Below are 24,201 nucleotides of genomic sequence, written 5' to 3'. Positions count from 1 at the left end.
AGGAGCCCCGCACTGTACCCGTAGGGTCAGTGCCGGGAGGAATGCGAGGTTACAATAGAACCATGACCCAAGTCCTGACCGTATCCTGCAAGCTCAAGGCGTCCCAGTCACAAGCCGCCAAATTGGACGCGACTTTGGAGGCTTTTGGCCAAGCCTTGAATTGGGTCAACCAGAACACGCCGGAGAAAGTCGCCAACGCCGTTAAGCTCCAGTCTCTGTGCTACCGCGAAATCCGTGCCCGGTTCGGCTTATCCAGTAACTTGGCTCAGCAGGTCTGCAGACGGCTGGCCGGCGCCCGTAAAGTTGCCCAACAGAAAAACCGCCCCGTCAAAGCGTTCAAGAGAGGCTTTGCGACCTACGATGCCCGTATCTTTTCGTTCCGCGAGAAAGACTGGACGGTGTCGCTGACCACCGTTGGGGGTCGAGAGCGCTTTGAGCTGGCGATTGGCCGCTACCAGAGAGAACAGTTGGCAGGCTCCAATCCCAAATCTGCCACTCTGGTCAAGCGTAAAGACGGCTCCTACTCTATTCAGATCTGTGTGGAAGCGGAGCCATCCCCACCGCAACGCACGGGTAGAGTGCTGGGGGTGGACTTGGGAAGGACGGATATTGCCCATACGTCAGAAGGGGGCAATTGGAATGGACAGCAGTTGAACAAAGTCCGAGACCATCACTCGCGGTTGAAGGCGGTACTCCAACGCAAAGCCAGTGAGGGCACACGCAGCTCGCGGCGCAGATGCCGTCAACTGCTGCAACGGCTGTCTGGCAAGGAGAGACGCTTTCAGTCGCGTCAGCGTTGCGTAGCAAAAACGTGGGTCAATCATCGCATCTCCAAAGCTATTGTCTCTAGGGCAAAGGCGACAAACAGCGCTATTGCCCTGGAAGACCTGACAGGGATCCGGAAAAGAGTCAATCAACAGCCGCGCAGCAAAGCCGAGCGGCGCAGGGCCAACAGTTGGGCGTTCTACCAACTACGTCAATTTCTGGAATACAAGGCGAGGGCTGCAGGGGTTTCTCTGATTCTTGTTCCGCCTGCCTACACGTCGCAGACCTGTCACAAGTGTTTACACATCCATCCCGATCCTGCGCAATCTTACCGCAGTGGCAAGTCGTTCAAGTGTGGGCACTGTGGATGGGAAGGGGATGCGGATTTGAATGGTGCGAATGTGATTGCGCTTTTGGGGGCTGTCGTAAACCAGCCTAGAGGTTAAGCCTACGGCTCGCTTCGCGAACGGGCCTGTTTTGTTCTCTGGTAGAGCAGAGCAGGCTCAGGGCTACTGAAAGCCCGCTCCGTACCGCTTAGCGGTCGGAGTCGGGTAGTTTACGACTAAGGTAGCTCTTGAAGAACTCGCTTCAGGGTGGCGATCAGGTGTTCAATATGGGCTTCCTCGATGATCAAAGGCGGGGAAAGGGCAATGGTATCACCTGTAGTGCGAATCAATACCCCACGTTCGTAGCAGCGCAAAAAAGCTTCAAAAGCCCGCGCTGTCGGTCGGCCAGGGATCCCTTCCAATTCAATTGCCCCCACCAAGCCGAGGTTGCGCACATCGATGACATGAGGCAAGCCCCGTAGGGAATGGAGAGCCTCCTCCCAGAGGGGAGCGAGGTTGGCAGCCCGCTCGAACAAGCCTTCTTCTCGATACAGGTTCAGGGTAGCCAAGCCGGCGGCACTGGCAACTGGGTGGCCGGAGTAGGTGTAGCCGTGGAAAAACTCGATGGGGCTCCAGGACAGCGTCCTGCTGTTGTCCCCTGGACGGTGCAGGTCATCAGCGGAACCAGCAGCCTCCATGAAGGCGCTGTAGATCTCTTGCTTGACGATCACTGCGCCCATCGGGATGGTGCCATTGGTGAGGCCCTTGGCACAGCAAATCAGATCCGGCACCACCCCAAAGTAATTGGCCGCAAAAGGGGATCCCAGACGCCCAAAGCCGGTGATCACCTCATCGAAGATGAGCAGAATGCCGTATTTGTCGCAAATGGCCCGCAGCTTTTCCAAATAGCCCACCGGCGGCAGCAACACCCCCGTTGAACCGGCAACCGGCTCTACGATCACCGCTGCAATCGTGCTGGCATCGTGGAGAGCGACGATCCGCTCCAAGTCTTCTGCCAAGTGGGATCCCCAGCGGGGCAGGCCGCGGCTAAAGGCGTTTTGCTCCAGGTTGTGGGTGTGGGGCAGGTGATCCACTCCGGGAATGAGGCTGCCGAAAAACTTGCGGTTGTTGGAGATGCCCCCGACCGAGATGCCCCCAAAGCCAACGCCGTGGTAGCCCCGTTCCCGGCCAATCAGCCGCTGCCGGGATCCCTGTCCGCGTAAGCGATGGTAGGCGATGGCCATTTTCAGGGCCGTATCCACCGCCTCAGAGCCAGAGTTGGTGAAAAAAACGTGATCCAGTCCGGCAGGAGTGAGCTGGATGAGCTGCTCTGCCAGTTGAAAGGCTTTGGGATGGCCCATCTGAAAAGCTGGGGCGTAGTCCAGTTGGGCCACCTGCTGTTGGATCGCTTCCACAATCGGGGGACGACAGTGGCCGGCATTCACACACCACAGCCCGGCAGTCCCATCTAGGATTTGGCGGCCATCGTGGCTGGTGTAATACATGTCTCGGGCGGCCACCAACAGGCGCGGGTTGGCTTTAAATTGCCGATTGGCCGTAAAGGGCATCCAAAAAGGCTCCAGATTCAGCTCCGCTTGCAGGGCGACGGCTGCTTTCTCCAGGGTTTCTTGCATGGCTGGCCCTCCGGCAGTAGACGAGATTTCAAGCTGGCGAAGATAGAATCCCTAGATATTGGATAATTTTGAAAGGGGCTCCATCCTGCTAACGGGAACGATAGAGCAATCCTAATCGGCCTGGGAGGCCTCTGGAAAGTTAGTATTTTCGCTCCTGAGGGGGAAACCGGGTGATCACCACGGGGCGATAGCTGATCTGCGGGGATCCCTCGCGAAAGGCAGCCAAGGTGTGTTGTAAAAACCGTTGGTCATCCCGTTGGGGGTAATCTTCCCGCGCGTGGGAGCCACGGCTTTCCCGCCGTTCTAGGGCGCTGGCGAGGATCAAGGCCCCCACCGTCATGAGGTTGTCCAGCTCCAGCGCTTCGATCAGCTCGGTGTTCCACACCTTGCCCCGATCGTCCAAGCGCAAATCCTGCTCGTAACGCTGGCGGATCTGCTGCCATTTTTGGATCCCCTCTTGGAGAACCGATTCGGTGCGGTAGACCCCACAATGCTCGGTCATGCAATCTTGAAATTGCCGCCGCACCTGATCAATGCGGCTCTTCCCTGATCGTTCCAGGAGCCCGGCAATCCGCCCGGCGGCCTGTTTGAGTAGGGATCCCTCGTCCACTTTCGGCAAGGCTCGACCTCTGACGGCTTCTACCATGGCTGCCCCTGTGCGCCGCCCGAAAACAACGCACTCCAGGAGAGAGTTGCTGCCCAGCCGATTAGCCCCATGCACCGAAACACAGGCCGTTTCACCGGCAGCGAACAGCCCTTCCACACGGGTTTGGACATCCCGCAACACCTGCCCATCCACCGTCACCGGGATCCCACCCATGCAGTAGTGCACCGTCGGTCGCACTGGAATGGGATCGACAACCGCATCGATGCCCAAGTGGCGATGGGCCTCCTCCCAACAGAAGGGCAGCCGAGTGTGGATCTTTTCTGCCCCCAGATGCCGCAGATCCAAGTAGACAAAATCTTTGCCGTCAATACCGCGCCCGGCCCGCACCTCCGTGACAATTGCCCGCGACGTGATATCCCGTGGGGCCAATTCCATCTGGCTGGGGGCATAGGCGGCCATGAAGCGCTCCCCCTTCCCATTGATCAGATAGGCCCCCTCTCCACGCACTGCCTCTGAGATCAACACCCCCACCGGATACAGGCCCGTGGGATGAAACTGCACAAACTCCATATCCTGCAGAGGCAGGCCGGCCCGCGCCACCATTGCCATGCCATCGCCGGTGGAAGCAAAGTCGTTGGACGTGGAGTTGTAGATGCGCCCATAGCCGCCTGTAGCCAACATAACCGCCTTGGCCCGCAGCACTTCCAGCCGTCCGCTGGCCTGCTCCAACATCACCACGCCCTGGACTTGGTTTTCTGCCAGGATCAGATCCAGCACATACCATTCGCTGTAGAGTTTGACCCCAAAGCGCTTGAGGTTGCTCACCAACTCGTGTAAAATGGCTTGTCCAGTTTTGTCGGCGGCATAGCAGGTGCGCGGGTGGCTGTGTCCCCCAAAGGCCCGCTGGGCAATGCGGCCATCCGGCAGGCGGGAGAACAAGACCCCCAGGTGTTCCAGGTCAATGATCACCTCAGGGGCTTCCCGGGCTAGAATCTCCACCGCATCTTGATCCGCTAGGTAATCGGATCCCTTGACGGTATCGAAGGCATGAGCCTCCCAGGAATCTTGCGGATCAACATTTTGTAAGGCGGCGGCAATGCCCCCTTGGGCTGCTACCGAGTGGCTGCGAATGGGATGGGTTTTGGACACCAAGGCCAGGTCGAGGCTGGGATCCCGTCGCATAACCTCCAAAGCCGCTCGGCAACCGGCCAGCCCTCCCCCGATGATGACAATGTCGTGTTCCAGCATGGATGCAGGCAAGCTCTCGCAAAGGATTCCGCCACAGCCAGGATGGCGTTTTCCCATTATGGCCGGCCCCAGCAGCCTCTCCAGCAGCAGCTGAGTATAGCTCGTTATCAGCAGCGGTGCGGTGCCGTAGGCTTACCACTTTCTGCTGTAAACTACCCGACTCCGACCGCTAAAGCGGTACGGAGCGGGCTTTCAGTAGCCCTGAGCCTGCTCTGCTCCACCAGAGAACAAAACAGGCCCGAACCTCTAGGCTGGTTTACGGCAGCCCCCAAAAGCGCAATCACCTTCGCACCGTTAAAATCCGCATCCCCTTCCCAACCGCAGTGCCCGCATTTGAACTGCTTACCCTTGCGATAGGATTGAGCGGAGTCGGGATGAATATGCGGGCACTTGTGGCAGATCTGCGAGGTATAGGCCGCAGGGACAACTACCACTTTGACACCCGCCCTCACAGCCTTGTATTCGATAAACCGCCGCAGCTGGTAGAACGCCCAGCTATTGCTACGCCGCCGCTCCTCACGACTGCGGGGCTGCCGGTTGGTACGCCCCCGGATGCCGCTCAAGTCCTCAATCCCAATGCAGGCAGAAAGAGATTTTGCTGTTTTAACGATGCGCTTGGCGATACTGTGGTTCACCCAAGCTTGAAAGCGTCTCTCTTTGCCAGACAGCCGTTGCAGCAGTTGACGGCATCGCCGCCTGCAACTGCGGGTGCCCTTACTGGCCTTGCGCTGAAGAGACGCTCTTAACCGACAGTAGTGATCTCGGACTTTGTTCAGCTGCTGTCCATTCCAGTTGTCTCCTTCGGAGGTATGTGCAATGTCTCGCCGTCCCAGGTCAACACCAATCACCTTGTCGGTGTTCTGTTGCTTGGGGGGCTCTGCCTCGACACAAATCTGGATGGAGTAGGAGCCGTCCTTCCGCTGGACTAGGGTGGCCGATTTGGGGTTAGAGCCAGCCAGCATTCCCCTCTGGTAGTTGCCAATGGCTAGCTCAAAGCGTTCTCTTCCATCAACCGTGGCAAGCGACACTGTCCAGTCTTTCTCGCGAAACGAGAAGATACGTGCATCGTAGGTAACGAACCTACGCTTGAACTCTTTAACCGGACGGTTGCGCTGTCTCGCCACTTTGCGAGCGCCTGCCACCCGTCTGCAGACCTGCTGGGCCAGATTACTGGACAAGCCAAACCGAGCGCGAATCTGGTAATAGCAAAGGGATTGGAGTTTGACTGCGTTGACTACTTTTTCTGGTGTGTTTTGGTTGACCCAGTTCAACGCCTGCACAAAGGCATCCATTGTCGCGTCCAATTTGGCGGCTTGCGACTGGGACACCTTGAGTTTGCAAGCTACAGTCAGGACTTGGGTCATGGTTCTATCATAACTTCCGCATTCCTCCCGACACTGACCCTACGGGTACAGTGCGGGGCTCCTGCGATTTCTAGCTGACGAACAGCTTTAAGTTGCATCGCTTCCTAACTTCCCTCTTCCCCTGGGAGTGGTCGCGGAAGCAGCGCGGAACGCTTGGGGAGTGTCCCAATCCAGTTTGGAATGGCTATGGCTTGCATGGCGAAGCCATACACTGTTGCCCAGGGCTGCAGCGATTGCATCCTGCTCGTTGCCAAACAGAATGGCAGTATCCCGCAAAGCTCTGATCTGACGCTGCGAAACTTCGGGTCTTTGCTCTCTCGAAAGGCCAACCCTGCCTCTTGAATGGCGTTCCGCTTGAGGTGGCAGGGATCCTCTTTCACCCACTGCGGCAGGTCAGTGCAGGATGATGTCCCCCAGCTTTCTGGCTGTTTTTGGAGCCCCCTGCTATCGCGAACGGCACAGCCGGTCTTTGTGGGCAACCACAAACGTATGCAAGCAGACACCAAAGTAATGGCCGGATTAGAGTCAGGCTCCTCTAGCGGGCCAGGTACCGTTCCAAGCGTCCCTGGAAAAATGACAAGATCAACGTCAGCAGCCAGTACCACAGCGCTGCCACCACCAAAGCCTCAAAAAAATGTTGGCGCGGCAAACCTGCCTGTCGAGCCCGGCCCATCAACTCCTGCAAAGCAATGGCACTGGCCAGGGCAGTGTCTTTCTGCATGGCGATGAATTGATTGCCAATGTCGGGTAGGACAATTCGGAAAGCTTGCGGCAAAATGATGCACCACAGGGTTTGCCAGGGCTTAAGCCCCAGGGCATAGGCAGCTTCCCGCTGCCCAATGGGAATGGCTTGGATTCCGGCCCGGAAGATCTCGCTCATGTAGGCGCCATAGTTCAGGCTCAAGGCCAGCACTGCCGAAGTGAACGAGCCGAACACCAGGCCCAGTTGCGGCAAAGCCTGGTAGATAAACAAAAACTGCAGGAATAGAGGTGTGCCCCGCATCAACGAGACATAGAGAGCGGAGAGGCTGCTTAGAGGGGCAATTTGGGAGAGGCCCGCCAGTGCCGACAAAAAGGCCAAGGTGGTGGCACAGAGGATGGAGACCAAGGACAGTTGAAAAGTAGTGCCCACCCCTTGCGAGATGAACCACCACCACTCGCGCACAAAGTTGCCGTTGAGACGCAAGGTACGGATGGGGATCCCGGCCAACTCCAACTGTACCCCGCTGAAGGTGAACACCAACAACAGCAGCCACAAAACCAACCACAACCCCTGGGCCACCGGGAACGGGATCCCTTTTCGAATCCGGGGCGGTGGGTAAATGGGCTGCTCCAGTGGGATAGAGTCTTTGCTCACTCAGCTTTTTTCGTCAGATCAATGCCGTAATACCGCTTCGAGAGGGCTGTTAGCGTGCCGTCCGCATGCATGGATTCTAAAATTTCGTTGATTTTGGCTTGTAAGCTCTCGGAAGGGGCAGGGCTGGAGCGATCCAAGGCCACAGCCAAGGCTTCATAGTAGACCGGATCCCCCAGAGTTTTCAGGGGCAGTCCTTCCCGAATGGCGTTTTCAGCCGTCGGCAAAGCCGTCAAGACTGCATCCAGGCGGGTGCCATCCCCCAGTGCCAAATCCTGCAGAGCCAGGCTATCGGTGTCGTAGATGCGAATGTCCACCCGCGGGGCTGGAACTTGGATGGTCTCTCCTTCCAGGGTGAGGTTGCCCTCCAGGTAAGCTTGGTAGGTGGTGGCGGTGCCCACCCCAACTCGCTTTCCTTCCAAAGCGGCGATATCGGTCAGGGTCGAGGCTTGGTGGACCACGAAGCTGGCGGGGGTGTAGTAGTAGGGAATGGTAAACAGCAGAGCTTTCTGGCGTTCGGCAGTTACGGTCATGGAGCCGACATTGACATCCCAGCGGCCATTCCAAGATCCGGCGGTGATGACATCGAAGTTGATATCCAGAAACTCAGCCTTTACCCCCAAGCGCTTGGCGATCTCGCGCGCCACATCCACGTCAAATCCTTCCCAACTGCCGTCGGGATTGAGGTAGCTCTGAGGACGGTAATTGGAGTCGGTGGAAACCCGGAGTACCCCCCGCTCTTGAACTTGAGCCAACAAATCGCTACCTTGGGCCAGCAGGGATCCCTGGTGTGTGCCCAGAGCCCAGCATCCGGCCAGGGTCAAGAAGAGGGCTTGTAGGGATCGGCGTCGAGAAACAGACATCGGCAAAACCTCAGATGAAGGTGAAGGGCAAACCCATTGGAATCCATCCAAGCTATCCAAGGCTGTCACAATTCCCGTTGCAAGGTAGTATCACCTGACACTGCCGCTTTGGGTGGCTATTCCCGACTGGGGCAAGCGGGTCGCAATTCTCCAAAAAGGCTCTAAAAAAAGCAAACCTTCTCCAACCATCTCAGGATTGAGCCCAAGAATCCCGATGGCAAGAATCCCGATAGAATGTCTCCGCTGAGACTCACGACCAAGATTTGTGATGGGTCAGCCGTGCCCGTCTGTGAGCAGCGGAAAATTGACATTGACAATGCTCATGAAGTCAAAATAGTGCTCGGTCTGGTTAGCCGAATGTGTAGCAAGAAACATTTGGCTCGACCCAAGGGATCCCAGCCCATATCGAGTAGCAACTGGGCGGAGAGGATGTCAATATCTTGAAGGAGGGTAGGGTTGAGAGGGAATATACAGGCGGTAATCTTGGCGGGTGGAAAAGGAACTCGCTTACGGCCCTTTACCTTTTTGCAGCCTAAGCCTTTGTTGCCCCTTTTGGATGTGCCCTTTTTGGAGTGGCTGATCGGGCGCTGCCGCCGAGCCGGCCTGACAGATATTTTGCTCAGCGTGGGTTATCTGGGCCAACAAATTGAGGCTGCTCTGGGAGATGGCTCTGCTTTGGGGGTGAAGCTCCGCTACATTCCTGAAGAGACGCCTTTGGATACGGCAGGAGCTTTGGTGCTGGCTCAGCCCTATTTCACCGGGGATCCCTTGGTGGTTTTCAATGCAGACATCCTCACGGATCTGGATTTGCAGGCGTTGATGCAATGTCATGTGCAGAGCAAGGCCATTGCCACCCTCACCCTCGCCCGCGTGGAAGATATCACCGCCTATGGCCTGGTGGAAGTTGGGGAAGGGGGCCAGATCCAATCTTTTCGGGAAAAACCCACCCCTGCAGAAGCCCTCACCCTCACCACCGACACGATCAACGCCGGCACCTATGTCTTGGATCCGGCCATTTTTAAAGACTACCCCAGTGGGGATCCCCTCAGCTTTGAGCGGCGTGTCTTCCCCGATTTGCTCAGGCAAGGGCACCGGCTGCAAGCTTATCTCCACGCAGGCTACTGGCGGGATCTGGGCACGCCGGCCAGCTACTACCACGGCCAACTGGACATTCTCCTGGGTCGAATGACGGATTTTCCCCTGGAAGATGTGCAGCAACAGGCGCCGGGGATATGGGTGCACAAAACGGCTGAGATCCATCCCAGCGCTCAACTGCACGCCCCCTGCTACATTGGCGCCCACACCCGGCTGGGATCCCAAGCTCAGATTCCAGCAGGCACCATCCTCGGCAGCCACAGCTGGGTAAATGGATCCCTGCAGCCGGGAGCCTACGGGCCGAGAGTCCTGGTAGTGTAGGTTAAGTGCAAGTTAAGTCCACAACCATCCACGACAAAGCCATCAACAGATGGAGTTACCACAAACTGGGGAACGCTGGGATCCCTACCTTGCTGCCGTAGCTGCTCGCTTCAATCGGGAGCTGGAAATTCAACTGGGTCGGCCAGGTTGGCAACTTCCCCCAGACCTGGAGCAACTGCCTTTTTGGCAAGCCCAGCAGCGGGATCACCTGCAAGAGCGCCTCGGGATCCCCTTTTGGCAACTGCGTGCCCCCAAAAAACGGGAAGCCTGTTTGGATTTGGGCTGTGGGGTAAGCTTCCTGACCTATCCCTGGAACGATTGGCAAGCCTACTTTTACGGCCATGAGCTGAGCGGTGAGATTGTGCGCTTTATTCGCTCGCGGGCACCCCAGCTTAACTCCAAGCTGTTCAAGTCAATGCAACAGGGATCCGCCCACCATTTGGAAAACTACGAGTCGGAGCAATTTGATCTGGCCATTGCCACCGGATTTTTGTACTACTACCCGATTGAGTACTTCGACGCGGTTTGGGCAGAGTTGATGCGAGTGTTGCGACCGGCTGCACCTGTGATTATTGAAGTGGTCAATCCCGACTCGGTGTGGGCGGAACAATGGGGCCTCATCGAGCTATTCAAAGGCACCGAACCGATTTTCACCCCCCTAACGGAGTGGGAGCGGCGCATCGCAGCCTTGGGGGGCAAAATTCAGAAACAGGCCAGTGGCGAACTGTTCACCACCTATTGGATTCAGCGCAGACCGTGATCTGCTCACAACCGGGAAAGTATCGGAGCATTCGGAGTAGTGGGGTAACCTTTAAGGCTGGGTACTAAGATTAAAAATAAGATAAAGATTAAGATTAAGAAGTGTGATCCCGGACAAGGGATCCACCGCCATCCATGCAAGCCTCCTCTCCCACCTTCCTCTTGGTTGATGGCTACAACATCATCGGAGCTTGGCCCACCCTGAGCCAGTTGGCGCGTCGCTCCCTGATGGAATTGGCCCGTCTGCGCTTGGTGGAATCTTTGGCCAACTATGTGGCCTTCCGGGGCTACCAGGCGACCGTGGTGTACGATGCCTACGCCCAACCCACCCCAGCCCGGCAAGAGCGCTCCCCTTCGGGTATCGAGATCCTGTATACCTCTTATGGCGAGACCGCCGACAGTTGTATTGAACGGCTGTGTGCCCAGTTGCAGAGGGATGGGTGTCGGGTACGGGTGGCTACCTCCGATCGTGTCCAGCAGTTGGTGATTGGCGGCTACAACGCCGAATGGGTCTCGGCAGAACAACTGTGGGATGAAGTGCAGCAGGCCCAGCAGCAGATCCGGCGCGTCCAACCAAAACGGCTATCGAGCAAGCGGGGCATTGATGCCTACTTGGATGCAGATACCCTCTCGCGCCTAAACCGCTGGCGGCTGTCCGGCCAAGATCCCATGCGCTAAATGCCATCGTAGGGAACGGTGGGAGCTCCATACCAAAGATGCTCCTCATCTGGCGAGGCAGTGGGCAACTGCTCCTGTGAAGGATCCGCTACCTCTGCTGGAGCCAGCTCCTGCTCATCTACCAACACCAGCACCCGCACAACTCGATCTTTGGGCAATTGCTCCTGCGCCCGCATGGGCAAAATCAGTTGACCTTGGCTGTCGGTACGAGCCCAGAACTCATGCGCTTTCATGCTGTTTCCCAAAATCATGAGCCAATGAAGGGATCCCCAGGCCGGATCTTAGTGAGGATGATGAATGACCCCAGAAAGCTCCATCTGTTCTTCGTATTCAGATGAGTCGGAGAGGCTGGCCCAGCTTTATAGTTATTTTGATTCAAACTAGGACACTCTAGGACACTGCGTCAGGGTTGTGGAGCAATAGCGTTGCGGAGCAATAATGCGCGGGGCTAGAGGGCTTGTCTCAGCAGCCCAGGCATCTCACCTAACCTGAAACGGCCATAAGCTCCCACAGCATCTCGGATAAGCTTGCTTCAACAAATCTCAAAAGCCGCTTGCAGGTAGTCAACCAAAGCATAGCTTACCCCTTCCCCAGAGGCCCGACGTTCTATCAGCGCAACATCAAAACGGCAGGACAACTCGGAGAGGTGGGGATGCTGGCTCAAGAAGGCCTGGGCAGCCCGGATCAAGCGTCGCTGCTTGGGGATCCCAACCGCCAAAAGCCCGCCTCGATCCCAGCTACCGGGGCTACGGGTTTTCACCTCTACGAAAATCAGCACATCAGCTTTGTGGGCAACCAGATCCAGCTCGCCCCAAGGGCAGCGCCACCGCTGGGCCAGGATCTGCCAGCCCTGCTGACAGAGATATTGCCGCACCCAGCCCTCGCCGACGTTGCCTGTATTCTGGAGGGAAGCCCTTCTGGGCAAGGGATCCATAAAAAATCACCAGCGCCCGGCTCTAATGAGCAGAGCCATTGCCGTGATACTTGTCGGTGTCGTAAAAGCCGTTGCGGGTGCCGAAGTAGAAACTTGCCAGAGAGAGGACAAGAGCAACCCCCACCAAGACTAACTTTGCATCCACGTGGTTTTCCCCTGATTTTCTCCTCAACCGTGATCATAATAGCCTGCCGCTCCTTCACAATCCTCTGGTAAGCGATGCGCGGCACTGATATCGGCCAAGGCACAGCAAGTCTTGGGGGATCCCATTGGAGAGCTTTTCTTGAATGCTTGAATGAATGACTCCCACTGGGAGCTCAGCATGCTACCATTCAGACGGAAAGGGAGTAGTCAGGCGGCTTACCGCCCTCTGCATCGACATACTGGCTAAAAACAGCCCGGTGCAAGAGACAAAGCAAGCCCGGCAGGCTGCTTTGGTGACGAGACTTTCACTGAGTTCACGCGGAGGTGAGCTTGGTGAGTCCGTCTGACTTTCCCAGCCTTCGCCTCCAGGTGTGAACCGATTCCACACACAAGAGAGGTTGGAGGCTAAACGATGTGGGCTGGTTTTGCGTCAAGTTTGCTGTTGGTTACGGTAGCTGAGTTTGGGGATAAGACCTTTTTTACCCCCCTGATTCTGGCTATGCGGCACCCACGCCGCTGGGTCTTCTTGGGAACGTGGCTGGCTTTGGCCGCGATGACCTTGCTGGCTGTGGTGGCCGGGAAAGTGCTTTTTGAGCTGCTGCCACCCCTGGGCGTGCGAGTGCTATCGGCTGGAGTTTTCGCGGCTTTTGGGCTAAGAATGCTCTGGCAAGCTTACCAAATGACTCCCCAGCAGGAGAAGGAAGAAGAGGAAGAAGCCCTCAGGCTGGTGGAGCAAGCCGAAGCAAAAGGCGCTGGCCGCGGCGGGGCTTGGGCTGTTGTGTGGGAGGCCTTTAGCCTGACCGCCTTGGCCGAGTTCGGGGACAAAACCCAGATTGCCACCGTTTCCTTGGCAGCCACCCACCCGGGATTGAGTGTCTGGGCAGGGGCCACCCTCGGCCATGGGCTGATGGTGGGGTTGGCGGTGGTGGGCGGTCGCTTCTTAGCAGCCCACATCTCTGAACGGGCCGTGCATTGGGTGGGGGGCGGCTTGTTTCTGCTGTTTGCGTTGGTAACCAGTTGGGAATTGTTAGGATAAACAACTGTAGTTATTTCAAAGAGCAATGAAACAGCTCGTTGCGTCAGTGGAGCCGAGCACTGGAGGAGCGTCTTAATCGGGTTTGAAACAACCATACCCGTAGGAGCTGCTCCCGCTTGGACTGCAAAATCTCCTCTCGCTTCATGGCGCGAAGGTCCGCTCTTTGTTGAGCTGGGCACATTCTGCCTTTTGGCTGCAGAACTCCCATGAAGTCGGAAAAAAAGTTCGGATTATCCAAATTCCTGTTCGATAATTCGCCATCTGGCAGTAATCACTCCTGGCTCCAGGCTGAGGCGGCTGACGACAAGTTCCAGGGCCTGGTCATCGCGGGTTTGGGTGACTAGCTCTGCTTCGACTTTGACCAGATCGGGCTTGTCCTCCAGGTCTTCGCTGTAGAGGGCTCGCAATTTGAGATGGGTGGGCGCTATGCCCTGCAGCAGCAGGGCGCGCAGGTGGGCTTCCGCATGGCTTTTGCAGATAAATGAACACTCATAGACCAGTTCCAGCTCCGTGCCTTTGAGGGGCTGTTGGTTGATGCGGTAGCCCAGGGGGCGCAGCAGAATGTTGGCGATCAACACGGCTCCTGCCCCAATGGTGGCTTGGGGAATGTACCCTGATCCGGCAAAAGCCCCTACGGCTGCTGCACACCAGATGGTGGCAGCGGTGTTCAAGCCGCGCACGCTGGCCCCCTCTTTGAGGATCACGCCCCCGGCCAAAAAGCCAATCCCCGACACCACCTGGGCGGCAATGCGAGTTGGACTGCTTTCATCAGGGGTGAGCACTGAGAGCATGACAAACAAGGCTGCGCCAGTGGCCACCAAGGTGTTGGTGCGCAGGCCGGCCATGCGCTGCCGCCACTGGCGCTCCAGCCCGATAAGGGATCCCAAGATAAAGGCAACCGTTAGGCGGAAGGTGAAGTCAATCCAGGTCATAGGGCATGCTCCAGTTGCCGTGGAGGAGTGAGGGCTAGCCGGCCACATCTGGGATCCCCAGGGCTTTGGCCTCCTGTTCCAGAGCCTGCCAGAGGGTTTCCAGTTGAGCAAAGGCCACTTCTGGGGCCAGCTTACCACCCGTTTCTAAAGCGCAGGTTATGCTGACTCGATGGGCGTAGCGCTGCAGCAGCAACCGGAACTGAGCTGTGGTGGAAGGAGCTTTCAAAGTCATGGCACACCTCCTGAACGAATAATCGGATTCAATCTGAATCCAGCTCCCCCAGGCCGGGGGTAGCCTGGGAGCCAAAGTTGGACTGCAAGGCGAAGAGAGCAGCCTCAGAACTCGACTTCAACGCCGACCAGCCAAGCTACCAAGGTGAAATACACCCAGAGGCCGGTGAAATCTTTGATGGTAGTGATGAAAGGGTCTGCTCCGGGAGCGTGGTCAAAGCCCAGCTTTAACATCACCCAGGGCAAAATGGCGCCCAAGATAGCCCCCAAAGTGAGGACAATGGCCAGAGCCAAGCCCACCGCTAGACCCAATTGTGGGATCCCATTCGGTGCCCCCTGCCAGAAGTAGGCAATCACCCCAGCCGTGGCCCCCAGGAGCACACCGATAATGCCACCAATGCTGGCTTCCCGCAGCAAATAGGGGAGAAACTGCCGCACGTTGATGTGGCCCCAAGCCAAGCCACGGGCAAAGATGGTCGTAGATTGGGTGCCGACATTACCGCCCATATCCATGACCAAGGGGATGAAAATAGCCGCTGCCGTTACTGATTGCAACACTTCCTCAAAGGTTTCGATCACTCCCCCCACCACCATGCCGCCAATCAAGGTGATGATTAAAAACGTGATGCGCAGGCGGACGGCATACCAACGGGAGCCTTTAACCAGGCGCTCGCTCCAAACCTTGTCTCGGCTGAGCAAGTTGCCCACCCCTGCTTGGGCCAGAGCGGCGTCGGTGGCTTCTTCTTCCACCAAGTTGATGACATCTTCAAAGGTGATATCTCCCACCAAGCGTCCTTCACTGTCGACCACCGGAATGGCCGGCAAGCCGGAATCCTTGAGCAAACGGGCTGCTTGCAAATCCCGGTCGGTAACCCGAGCAACAATATCCGATCCCTCGATCAGCTCCCGAATGGGCAGGTCGGGATCCGCCTTCACCAGCCGCACGGTGCGCACCAGACCTTTGTAGAACCGCTGGTCATCGACCACAAAGATCACATCCAGCTCGTCATCCCCCAGTTGGGAGTCGCGCACACTGGCCAAAGCTGCCCCGACGGTGAGGGTATCGCGCACCGCCAAGTAGCGCAGGTTCATCAGCCGACCGGCACTGCGCTCCGGGTAGTTCAGCAGGATATTCACGGCTTCGCGGGCTTCTGGGCTGAGGTTGGCGATCAGCCGCTTGGTAACTTTGGCCGGCAGCTCCTCAAACAGGCGCACCCGCTCGTCTGGGGGTAATGCTTCCACCAGCCGGATCACCTCTGGGTTTTCCATGCTGCGGATGAGATCGGCCTGTTCTTCAGGCCGCAAATACTCAAATACCGCCATGGCCTTGTCTTTTTCCAGCAACCGAAAAGCCAGTACCCGCTGCCGCGGAGAAATCTCCATCAACTGCTGCACCAGCTCGGCAATAGGGGCGCGGTTAGCCGCTCGCTTGGCGGCTTCCAAAGAGGCAGGAGAGAGAAGATCGCGAAGAATGTTTTGCTGCATAACAAACCTCCGAAGGTTGGAGTCAGCCGGATAAAAGACCCGGAGGGCAACGACCAACCCCTGCTCCGAGGCTCATGGGAGCCCTGAAGCTGAACGCCTCTCAACGTCTTAGGCCCGACTCGACGCCCACAAGCCCAAGTCGATAAAAGGGAATCCAAAGGGTTCCCCCTGGCCCACGAACAACAAATACAAAACCCAAGGCTAGGGGAAGTCCCCTTTGAAGCACTCCTGCTTTTCCCTTTTCCGATGCTCAGGTCGAGCTCTGCTCAGCCCATCTGTTCGTCGCCGACCGAGAGAGCCACCCAAGCCAGAAGCTATTTGAGAAAGCTCTCCTGTCCCTTCGCGTTGGCGAAACGGGATCCTCTCAAGCGACGACTGAGGCTGTCAGCGGGAAAATGGAAGGCACCAGGAAGGCGCAGATCTCCAAGGACTTGAGCTCCTAAGAGCGATCTCCGCTGGCCGGTGCTACAACTGCCAGAAGCGTCCATGTTGTTGAACGTTTTCCTCCGAAAGAGTTGAACCGGAACAACCCGGACAGCCCGAAGAGGATCTCTTCAGCCCTTTTTAGGCTAGTTGAAGGAAGGGGATCCCGTCAACCTTTTTCTGGCATATTCGGTGAACGATCAGCGGAGCAGATGGGGAGTTAAGATCGGGGTAAGCGAACAAGAGAGCACAACCTCTTCCGGGTTCTGCTCGCAGCCTGACTGAGTAGAGTCCCCATCCTGGCAGCTTGTGACCTTGGGAAAACGCTGCCCTATGCTGCCTGTGTTTTTAAGAGGCTCACCCCAATGAGCTGCGCGGAGTGGATCAGCTCTTTCCAGCCTCTACAGGTGCCGCTGCCCATGAGCCTATGGCCACCCTTCCCCTGGTTTCTGTGATCTTGGGTACGCGGCCCGCAGCCATCGAGCTGGCTCCGGTGATCCAGGCCCTGCGGGCCGGTCCCCACCTGCACACAAAAGGATAGCTTGGTAGCCCCGCACTTGAGTGCAGGGCGGAAAAGCCCGCTAGCCACTTTAGTCGCTTACCCATGATGGGGGTCGTTGATATAGTTTCATAGCTCAAACAACCTCTTCCTGACTTCTCCTACCAAGACCTTTTTCCTTCTCTTTGGCCAAAAAATGAGATAAACAACCGCTAGCCCCACAGCATGGTTGTAGTGATTGTACCGTTGACTTTCCTCTCGCATTATCGCTTACTCATGTCAGACTGTAGTTATCATACTGCTCATCAACAATGATGGAGTACGGCTGTCAGCAGGTTCGAGTCAAGAACAGGGAGCTAGTCCCCCTATTAGAGTTGTGTCAACAGTCTAATAAGCAACTGTGCTCTGTACGATGCGAGACAAGTCTATTTCAAAACGAAGCGATGGGCAAGCTATGGTGAGCTTTGTGCTGAGATGGCCAGAACCCAAAACAAGCACTTTATCGCAATGTATGTTTCCGCCGCACAACAGACGTGTAAGTCTGTAGCTGAGGCACTCAGTAGCTCTAAGAAAAAGCTGAGGCTCTCCTGGCAAGAAGGAATGAGTTTAAGACCAAACCTGCCGCGCTACCGTAAGAAGGGGATGTTCTCAGTAGCATACCCGAAAAAGTGGCTTAAGTTCCAAGAAGCAAAAGTCAGAGTGCCGCTCGGCAACCAGGTCAAAGCTTGGTTTGGAATAGAGGCTTTCTGGATACGATTTCCTACCAATACCAATCCCCTCAACTGCCAACCTCGACCGGAGAGATACCTATGTCTACCCAGTTGACGCCGCGGTTTGCCGAGGCCATGCGCTACGCCTACCGCTGGCATGCCGCTCAAACCCGCAAGGGAACAAGGATCCCCTACCTCAGCCACCTGCTGGCGGTGGCGTCCATCGCCCTGGAGCATGGCGCCGACGAAGATGAGGCCATTGCTGCCCTCCTCCACGACAGCCTGGAGGATGGCCCCCGCTACAGCGGCGAGCCGCGGGCTCAGATTGAACGGGAGCTGCGGGAGCACTTCGGAGAACGGGTGCTGCAGATCGTCCTGGGATGCACGGACACCGACAGCGATAGCTCCCTGGGCGAGCCCAAAGAAGACTGGAAAGAGCGCAAAGTGGCCTATCTCAAGCACTTGGAAACCGCAGATGCCTCGGTTTTGCTGGTGGCCGCCTCCGACAAGCTGCACAACGTCCGCTGCATCCTACGCGACTTTCGCCAACTGGGGGATCAGCTCTGGGAGCGCTTCTCCGGCGGCAAAGAGGGATCCCTGTGGTACTACCGGTCGCTGGCGGAGATCCTGGGGCGACGGCTGCCTTCTAGGCTGGCAGTGGAGTTCCAAGAGCTGGTGGTCGAGTTGCAACGGGCAGCCGGGTCGGGGCCGGCAACAGCTTGACAGAGACGACCAGGGCTGAAGAAAATGCTGAGGGCAGCTTTCTCTCTTGCACTCTTCAGGTCACCTGTCTATGGTTCTCGCTGTTGGCACCGTTGCTCCAGGGTTCAACACGACCGACACCCACGGCAACCAAGTTTCTCTGGCTGATTTTACCGGGAAAACCGTTGTCCTCTACTTTTACCCTAAAGACGACACCCCTGGCTGCACCAAAGAGGCCTGCGGCTTCCGCGACGCCTACGCTGATTATCAAAGCAAAAACGTGGTGGTGTTGGGGGTGAGCATGGACGACCAGGCCTCTCACCAAAAGTTTGCCGAGAAGTACAACTTGCCTTTCCCTCTGCTGGTGGATACCAGTGGGGTGATCGCCCGCGCCTACGATGTGGATGGAGGCGGCTACGCCAAGCGGGTGACCTACGTCATCGACGCCGAGGGCAAAATTGCCAAGGTCTATCAGAACATCAACACCGAAACCCACGCCCGCGATATTTTGGCCGACTTGGGTTTGTAAAATCTCTTCGGTTCCTCTCTGAGATCCCAGCCCTTGCGCATGAACGACGACATTCCGGTTGCGCGTCGCCAGCCATCTGGTGCGGAAAAAGCGCAAGGTTCCTCAGCTTCGTGGGGCCTGTGGCTGGGCGTAGGGCTGGCCATAGTTGGCTTGCTGCTCTGGATGGCGTGGTGGCTGGAGAGATTGGCGGGATCCCCAGCAGATTCCCCAGTCCTCGAAAAAGCCGGTCAGCCCCCTCTGGCGCAGCCAACTGAGCAGAATGAGCGGGTCTTGCTGCTGGGGCACTATGCCTATTCCGAGGCCCCCGCAGATAGCCTACGGGTGGTGGGCAGCTACCACGGTCGAGAGGTGCGCCTGCGCCAGGCGGCTGCCGAGAGCTACCTGCGCATGAGTGAAGCAGCCCAAGCCGACGGGATCCGCCTTGTCCCTATCTCTGGGTTTCGCTCGATAGCGGAGCAGGAGTTTTTGTTTTTTCAACTGGCCCAATCGCGAGCCTTGCGACCGGAAGAACGGGCTGCGCTCAGCGCTCCCCCCGGCTACAGCGAGCACCACACCGGCTACGCCATTGATATTGGCGATGCCCAGTTTCCTCAGTGGGACACTCAAGAAGCCTTTGAGACCACCCCTGCCTTCCGGTGGCTGGAGAGAAATGCCGCCCGTTTTGGCTTTGAGCTGTCTTTCCCCAGAAACAATCCGCAGGGGGTGAACTACGAACCTTGGCACTGGCGCTTTGTGGGCGACCGCCACAGCCTGGAGACCTTCTACAAGCGCTAACACCTCCCCTCTCCCCTTGGGAGAGGGGACGGGGGTGAGGGATCGAAAAGCGGATGACGCGATTCGAACGCGCGACCGTCTCGTTGGCAACGAGAAGCTCTACCACTGAGCTACATCCGCATCGGACATCTATCATGGCAAGTTTTGCGGTCGTTTGTCAAGCCAGGGATCCCTGGCGCATTTTGTTCCAGAATGAGAGAAGTTTATCTTTCTTTGCAGTTGCCTCAGCCTTTGGCTGAGCTCATTTGAGGGGATCACGATGCGGGTAGCCATTATCGGGGCCGGGTTGGCCGGCTTGGTCACAGGGGTGGATTTGGTGGAAGCGGGGCACCAGGTGCAGATCTACGAGGCGCGGCCCTTTGTGGGCGGCAAGGTGGGCTCCTGGCAGGATGCCGAGGGCAACCACATCGAGATGGGGCTGCACGTTTTTTTCTGCAACTACAGCAACCTGTTTGCCCTGATGAAGAAGGTGGGGGCCTACGAGAACCTGCTGCCCAAGCAACACACCCACACCTTTGTCAACCGCGGGGGGCAGGTGGCCAGCCTCGATTTTCGCTTCCCGCTAGGGGCGCCCTTCAACGGCCTCAAGGCTTTTTTTGCCACCGAGCAGCTCTCTTGGGCCGATAAGCTGCGCAACGCCCTGGCGCTGGGCACCAGCCCTCTGATTCGCGGCCTGCTGGACTACGAGGGGGCGATGCGGCAGATTCGCGCTTTGGATCGGATGAGCTTTGCCGAGTGGTTCCGCCGCCACGGGGGATCCGAGGCCAGCCTGAAGCGGATGTGGAACCCGATTGCCTATGCCCTGGGCTTCATCGATACGGAGCAGATTTCCGCCCGCTGCATGCTGACCATTTTTCAGATGTTTGCCAGCAAAACCGATGCCTCCAAGCTCAACCTCCTCAAGGGATCCCCGGACAACTACCTCACCCAGCCCATCGTCCGCTACCTGCAAGCCCGCGGCGGCCAGGTTTACACCCGCAGAGGGGTCAGCCGCATTGAAGTCAGCGACTCTCCTCCCTACGCAGTAACCGGTCTGGTCTTGGCCAATGGCGAGCGGGTGGAAGCGGATGTGTACGTGTGTGCAACAGCCGTGGAAGGGGCGAAACGGCTGATCCCCCAGGTGTGGCGGCAGTGGCCCCAGTTCGACAACCTCTACAAGCTGGAATCCGTACCCGTGGCAACGGTGCAATTGCGCTTCGACGGCTGGGTGACGGAGCTGAAGGGCCGGGCCAAACGCGCCGCTGACCACCCGCAGCCAGTTGGCATCGACAACCTCCTCTACACCCCCGATGCCGATTTCTCCTGCTTTGCCGATCTGGCTCTCACCAGCCCCGCCGACTACTACAAACCCGGCCAGGGATCCCTGCTGCAGTGTGTGCTCACGCCGGGGGATCCCTTCATCTCCATGTCCAACGAGGCCATTGCCCAGCACGTGCTGCACCAAGTGCATGAGCTCTTTCCCTCCTCGCGGCAACTGAACCTGACCTGGTACAGCGTGGTCAAGCTGGCCCACTCTCTCTACCGCGAGGCGCCAGGCATGGAGCCCTATCGGCCGCAGCAGAAAACTCCCGTGCCCAACTTCTTCCTTGCCGGCAGCTACACCGCCCAAGACTATATCGACAGCATGGAAGGAGCCACCCTCTCTGGCCAGTTGGCTGCCCAGGCCATCCTGGCCGCCTACCGGGATCCCCAGACGTCGCCGCCAGCCTAGCGGGCCTTCGCTGCCCAGCAGAACAGCGGCAAAGGGGGGCTCTCCCTGCCTCTGGCCTCAGCCAGTTGGCTGTGGCAGGCTGGATCCTTTTCCCCTACCATCTAGGCTGGGAAAATGGGTTGGGGATAGCTATGCAGGCGGTGATTTTGGCAGGGGGGCAAGGAACTCGCTTACGGCCGCTGACCTTGTGGCAACCGAAGCCTCTGCTGCCGTTGCTAGAGGTGCCTTTTTTACACTGGCTGATCGGGCGCTGCCGCCGGGCCGGCCTGACGGACATTTTGCTCAGCGTGGGGTATCTGGGCAGACAGATCGAGGCGGCTCTGGGAGATGGCACTGCTTGGGGGGTAAAGCTCCGCTACGTCGTCGAGGAGACGCCGCTAGATACAGCGGGAGCTTTGGTGCTGGCCCAACCCTACTTCAGCGGGGATCCCTTAGTGGTCTTCAATGCCGATATCCTCACCGATCTGGATTTATTAGATTTGATACACTGCCACCTGCAGAGCGGGGCCGTCGCCACCCTCACCCTCGCCCAGGTGGAGGACGTCACCGCCTACGGCCTGGTGGAGGTAGGGGAAGGGGGCCGGATCCAATCCTTTCGGGAAAAGCCCACTGCTGCCGAAGCCCTCACCCTCACCACCAACACCATCAACGCTGGTACCTATGTCCTCGATCCGGCTATTTTCAAAGACTACCCCAGCGGGGATCCCCTCAGCTTCGAGCGGCGTATCTTCCCCGACTTGCTGCGGCAGGGGCGACGGCTGCAAGCCTACCTGCACACTGGCTACTGGCGGGATCTGGGCACGCCGGCCAGCTACTACCACGGCCAACTGGACATTCTCCTGAGCCGGATGAGGGATTTCCCTCTCGAGGATGTGGAAGAACGGGCGCCAGGGGTATGGGTTCACAAGACCGCCGAGATCCACCCTGACGTTCAATTGCACGCGCCCTGCTACATCGGCGCTTACACGCGCTTGGGCTCCCAAGCTCAAGTCCCCGCCGGCACCATCCTCGGCAGCTACAGTTGGGTCAATGGATCCCTGCAGCCGGGGGCCTATGGGCCGGGCCTCCTGGTAGTCTAGGTTAAAGGCCAGTTAAGCGCCCAAGCCTCCACAACAGAGCCGGCCAAAGATGGAGCTACCGCAAAGCGGGGAACGCTGGGATCCCTATCTTGCCGCCGTAGCCGCCCGCTTCAACCGGGAGCTGGAGGTGCAGTTGGGTCGGGCCAGTTGGCAGCTTCCCCCCGACCTGGAACAGTTGCCCTTTTGGCAAGCCCAAAAGCGGGATCACCTCCAGGAACGCCTGGGGATCCCCTTTTGGCAATTGCGCGCCCCCAAAAAGCGGGAAGCCTGCTTGGATCTGGGCTGTGGAGTGAGTTTCCTGACCTATCCCTGGAACGATTGGCAGGCCTACTTTTACGGCCATGAGCTGAGCGGGGGGATCGTGCGCTTTGTGCGCTCGCGGGCACCGCAGCTTAACTCCAAGCTGTTCAAGTCGATGCAGCAGGGATCCGCCCATCACCTGGAAAACTACGGGCCAGAGCAGTTCGATCTGGCCATTGCTACAGGATTTTTGTACTACTACCCGATAGACTACTTTGACGCGGTTTGGGCAGAACTGAGGCGGGTGTTGCGTCCGGCTGCGCCAGTGATTATCGAAGTGGTCAATCCTGAGTCGGTGTGGGCCGAACAGTGGGGGTTGATTGAGCTCTTCAAAGGCAGCGAGCCGATTCTCACGCCCCTACAGGAGTGGGAGCGGCGCATCGCCGACTTGGGGGGCAAAATCCAGAAACAGGCCAGTGGCGAGCTATTTACCACCTATTGGATTCAGCGCAAGCAGTGACCTCCTCTCCCTTTGAAGAGGGGGGCTTTCCCCTTCCACGAGGTAGCTTGCCCGGAGGATTGGCTTTCCAAAGTCGGTGCTCTCTCCCCCACCCTTATAAGATGGGAAAACTCCTACCTCTTACTTTTTTATGTCCAGATCCCCCGCCTTGCCGCCTGCCGAGCCGGGTTCAGCCGGATTTTCAGCGCTGAAGGCCCGCTATCTGCTGCTGGCTTTCCTGTCGATCAACGGGGGGGTGGGTCTGGGGGTTGTCGCTTTGGCCAGGCTGTTGCCTCTGCCCTCGGACGATCCGGTGCTGGCCTACGTTGTCTATTGCGTCACGTTTGTGCTCACTTGTATCTGGAGCTGGCAGCGCGGGCGACGAGCCCATTTGCAGATGAGGCGGCTGTGGGGCAACTGGCGAGCTGTGATTCCCTGGGGATCCCTGCTGCGGGTAGTGCCGGCTTTGGTTGTGCTCTCCATGGGCACCACTTTGCTGATGCTCTACTGGGTGTCGCTGTCTTTCCCGGAGCTGGCGGAGTCGATGCTGGACTCCCTGGGGGAAGAGGAGGGGGAGACAGCCTGGCCGCAGGTGTACCAGGGGTTGCGCTGGCTCTCGATTGCAGTGGTGGCCCCCATAACGGAGGAATGGCTGTTTCGCGGCATTTTGCTCCACCGCTGGAGCCTCAAGTGGGGGCTTGACAGAGGCCTGCTGGCTTCTTCCGTGGTCTTTGGCCTACTGCACCCTAACCCACTTGGGCTGACGGTGTTTGGCCTGGTGATGGGGCTGCTCTACCTGAAAGCACGCTCCTTGAGCTTACCCATCCTGGCCCATGCTTTGAACAATATCCTGGCTCTAGCGCTGGGATCCCTGGGAGGAGGGGTAGTGGAACAGGTGGATCCCATCGGGAGCTTTCACCTCTACTACAGCCTGTGCTGTCTAGTTTTGGCTGGGTTCATCGTAATCCCTTTCCTCCGCTGCCATTGGCCGGAACGGGGGGCTCACTTGCCCTATTTTGTAAATTGCCCGCACTCATGCTGACACATAGAGTGCAGGCTTTGGGTAGCCCTGCAGTTGGCAAGCCAACCAAGGGCCCCCCACACCCCCCGTGTACGGGGGGCAGGCCGGCTTACAGCAGCCCCCAAAACCGCAATCACATTGGCACCGTTAAAATCTGCCTCCCCTTCCCAGCCCCAGGCCGGGTTCACACAACGAAAACGCTTCCCTTCCTGCTGGCCAAGCCATAAACATCGGTGGC

General features: G+C 57.9%; 22 protein-coding genes, 1 tRNA gene and 3 pseudogenes. 12 read left to right on the top strand and 14 right to left on the bottom strand.

Translation table 11 applies throughout. The features are described 5' to 3' along the window. Window positions 1-62: 62 nt before the first annotated feature. Window positions 63-1,303: pseudogene (locus CYA_RS03240) on the top strand (RNA-guided endonuclease InsQ/TnpB family protein). Window positions 1,304-1,327: 24 nt separating this feature from the next. Here CYA_RS03240 and CYA_RS03235 read toward each other — a convergent pair. From CYA_RS03235 to CYA_RS03215, 6 genes and pseudogenes are all read right to left on the bottom strand, one after another. Continuing rightward, window positions 1,328-2,725: an aspartate aminotransferase family protein gene (locus CYA_RS03235; RefSeq protein WP_011429583.1), complete on the bottom strand. Its 1,398-nt coding sequence runs from the start codon at window positions 2,723-2,725 to the stop codon at window positions 1,328-1,330. Between the two features lie 139 nt (window positions 2,726-2,864). Then, the gene (locus CYA_RS03230; protein WP_011429582.1) at window positions 2,865-4,580 is read right to left on the bottom strand and encodes a succinate dehydrogenase/fumarate reductase flavoprotein subunit; all 1,716 of its coding nucleotides are present in this window, start codon (window positions 4,578-4,580) and stop codon (window positions 2,865-2,867) included. Window positions 4,581-4,732: 152 nt separating this feature from the next. Beyond that, a complete protein-coding gene (locus tag CYA_RS03225) occupies window positions 4,733-5,944 on the bottom strand; it encodes an RNA-guided endonuclease InsQ/TnpB family protein (protein WP_011429581.1) in 1,212 nt (403 codons plus the stop codon). A 284-nt stretch (window positions 5,945-6,228) separates the two neighbouring features. Continuing rightward, a pseudogene (locus tag CYA_RS15685) lies at window positions 6,229-6,385 on the bottom strand (RNA-guided endonuclease TnpB family protein); the annotation flags it as partial. 94 nt (window positions 6,386-6,479) lie between these two features. After that, on the bottom strand, window positions 6,480-7,301 hold the full coding sequence (locus CYA_RS03220; protein ID WP_228375426.1) for an amino acid ABC transporter permease: 822 nt from the start codon (window positions 7,299-7,301) through the stop codon (window positions 6,480-6,482). Next, window positions 7,298-8,161 carry an ABC transporter substrate-binding protein gene (locus tag CYA_RS03215; RefSeq protein WP_011429579.1) on the bottom strand — a complete coding sequence of 288 codons (864 nt, stop codon included), beginning with the start codon at window positions 8,159-8,161 and terminating at the stop codon, window positions 7,298-7,300. The genes CYA_RS03220 and CYA_RS03215 overlap by 4 nt, the downstream gene beginning before the upstream one ends. Window positions 8,162-8,617: 456 nt before the next feature. Between CYA_RS03215 and CYA_RS03210 the strand changes: the two genes are divergently transcribed. The 3 genes from CYA_RS03210 to CYA_RS03200 all read left to right on the top strand — a co-directional run bounded on the left by CYA_RS03210 (window position 8,618) and on the right by CYA_RS03200 (window position 11,014). Then, window positions 8,618-9,577, top strand: coding sequence for a nucleotidyltransferase family protein (locus CYA_RS03210; protein WP_011429578.1), 960 nt, complete (start codon window positions 8,618-8,620; stop codon window positions 9,575-9,577). Between the two features lie 49 nt (window positions 9,578-9,626). Further along, complete coding sequence (locus CYA_RS03205; protein WP_011429577.1) at window positions 9,627-10,337, top strand: class I SAM-dependent methyltransferase; 711 nt, start codon at window positions 9,627-9,629, stop codon at window positions 10,335-10,337. A gap of 134 nt (window positions 10,338-10,471) precedes the next feature. Beyond that, the gene (locus CYA_RS03200; RefSeq protein WP_011429576.1) at window positions 10,472-11,014 is read left to right on the top strand and encodes an NYN domain-containing protein; all 543 of its coding nucleotides are present in this window, start codon (window positions 10,472-10,474) and stop codon (window positions 11,012-11,014) included. Here the strand turns inward: CYA_RS03200 and CYA_RS03195 are convergent. From CYA_RS03195 to CYA_RS15550, 3 genes are all read right to left on the bottom strand, one after another. After that, a complete protein-coding gene (locus tag CYA_RS03195) occupies window positions 11,011-11,247 on the bottom strand; it encodes a hypothetical protein (RefSeq protein WP_228375425.1) in 237 nt (78 codons plus the stop codon). The genes CYA_RS03200 and CYA_RS03195 overlap by 4 nt on opposite strands. A 299-nt stretch (window positions 11,248-11,546) precedes the next feature. Beyond that, the gene (locus CYA_RS03190; protein ID WP_011429574.1) at window positions 11,547-11,948 is read right to left on the bottom strand and encodes a YraN family protein; all 402 of its coding nucleotides are present in this window, start codon (window positions 11,946-11,948) and stop codon (window positions 11,547-11,549) included. A gap of 22 nt (window positions 11,949-11,970) precedes the next feature. Beyond that, window positions 11,971-12,093, bottom strand: coding sequence for a hypothetical protein (locus tag CYA_RS15550; protein ID WP_011429573.1), 123 nt, complete (start codon window positions 12,091-12,093; stop codon window positions 11,971-11,973). A 441-nt stretch (window positions 12,094-12,534) separates the two neighbouring features. On the opposite strand from CYA_RS15550, the gene CYA_RS03185 reads away from it, so the two are divergent. Continuing rightward, window positions 12,535-13,128, top strand: coding sequence for a TMEM165/GDT1 family protein (locus CYA_RS03185; protein ID WP_240527955.1), 594 nt, complete (start codon window positions 12,535-12,537; stop codon window positions 13,126-13,128). Window positions 13,129-13,358: 230 nt separating this feature from the next. Here the strand turns inward: CYA_RS03185 and CYA_RS03180 are convergent, their stop codons facing one another. The 4 genes and pseudogenes from CYA_RS03180 to CYA_RS14600 form a co-directional block, all read right to left on the bottom strand. Then, window positions 13,359-14,060, bottom strand: coding sequence for an MgtC/SapB family protein (locus CYA_RS03180; protein ID WP_011429571.1), 702 nt, complete (start codon window positions 14,058-14,060; stop codon window positions 13,359-13,361). A gap of 34 nt (window positions 14,061-14,094) precedes the next feature. After that, complete coding sequence (locus tag CYA_RS03175) at window positions 14,095-14,292, bottom strand: DUF7219 family protein (RefSeq protein ID WP_099812376.1); 198 nt, start codon at window positions 14,290-14,292, stop codon at window positions 14,095-14,097. A gap of 104 nt (window positions 14,293-14,396) precedes the next feature. Continuing rightward, window positions 14,397-15,776, bottom strand: a complete 1,380-nt coding sequence (mgtE, locus tag CYA_RS03170) for a magnesium transporter (RefSeq protein WP_041438117.1) — start codon at window positions 15,774-15,776, stop codon at window positions 14,397-14,399. Between the two features lie 1,054 nt (window positions 15,777-16,830). Beyond that, a pseudogene (locus CYA_RS14600) lies at window positions 16,831-16,962 on the bottom strand (IS200/IS605 family transposase); the annotation flags it as partial. 545 nt (window positions 16,963-17,507) lie between these two features. Here CYA_RS14600 and CYA_RS03165 point away from each other — a divergent pair. From CYA_RS03165 to CYA_RS03155, 3 genes are all read left to right on the top strand, one after another. Beyond that, window positions 17,508-18,131, top strand: a complete 624-nt coding sequence (locus tag CYA_RS03165) for an HD domain-containing protein (RefSeq protein ID WP_011429568.1) — start codon at window positions 17,508-17,510, stop codon at window positions 18,129-18,131. A 70-nt stretch (window positions 18,132-18,201) separates the two neighbouring features. Next, window positions 18,202-18,639: a peroxiredoxin gene (locus CYA_RS03160; protein ID WP_011429567.1), complete on the top strand. Its 438-nt coding sequence runs from the start codon at window positions 18,202-18,204 to the stop codon at window positions 18,637-18,639. 39 nt (window positions 18,640-18,678) lie between these two features. After that, entirely contained in the window at window positions 18,679-19,413 is a 735-nt protein-coding gene (locus CYA_RS03155) for a M15 family metallopeptidase (RefSeq protein WP_011429566.1), read from the top strand. Window positions 19,414-19,461: 48 nt separating this feature from the next. Here the strand turns inward: CYA_RS03155 and CYA_RS03150 are convergent. Next, window positions 19,462-19,533: transfer RNA gene (locus CYA_RS03150), tRNA-Gly, on the bottom strand. Between the two features lie 139 nt (window positions 19,534-19,672). Here CYA_RS03150 and zds point away from each other — a divergent pair. The 4 genes from zds to CYA_RS03130 all read left to right on the top strand — a co-directional run bounded on the left by zds (window position 19,673) and on the right by CYA_RS03130 (window position 23,984). After that, a complete protein-coding gene (gene zds, locus CYA_RS03145; protein ID WP_011429564.1) occupies window positions 19,673-21,124 on the top strand; it encodes a 9,9'-di-cis-zeta-carotene desaturase in 1,452 nt (483 codons plus the stop codon). Window positions 21,125-21,255: 131 nt separating this feature from the next. Then, window positions 21,256-22,203, top strand: a complete 948-nt coding sequence (locus CYA_RS03140; protein WP_011429563.1) for a sugar phosphate nucleotidyltransferase — start codon at window positions 21,256-21,258, stop codon at window positions 22,201-22,203. Window positions 22,204-22,252: 49 nt separating this feature from the next. After that, the gene (locus tag CYA_RS03135) at window positions 22,253-22,963 is read left to right on the top strand and encodes a class I SAM-dependent methyltransferase (RefSeq protein WP_011429562.1); all 711 of its coding nucleotides are present in this window, start codon (window positions 22,253-22,255) and stop codon (window positions 22,961-22,963) included. Window positions 22,964-23,093: 130 nt separating this feature from the next. Beyond that, window positions 23,094-23,984 carry a CPBP family intramembrane glutamic endopeptidase gene (locus CYA_RS03130; RefSeq protein ID WP_011429561.1) on the top strand — a complete coding sequence of 297 codons (891 nt, stop codon included), beginning with the start codon at window positions 23,094-23,096 and terminating at the stop codon, window positions 23,982-23,984. Window positions 23,985-24,201: the final 217 nt, after the last annotated feature.

This window comes from Synechococcus sp. JA-3-3Ab, from assembly GCF_000013205.1.
Lineage (GTDB): Bacteria > Cyanobacteriota > Cyanobacteriia > Thermostichales > Thermostichaceae > Thermostichus.
The sequence above is the reverse complement of the archived record's forward strand: the minus strand, read 5'-3'. Positions and strand labels throughout refer to the sequence as shown.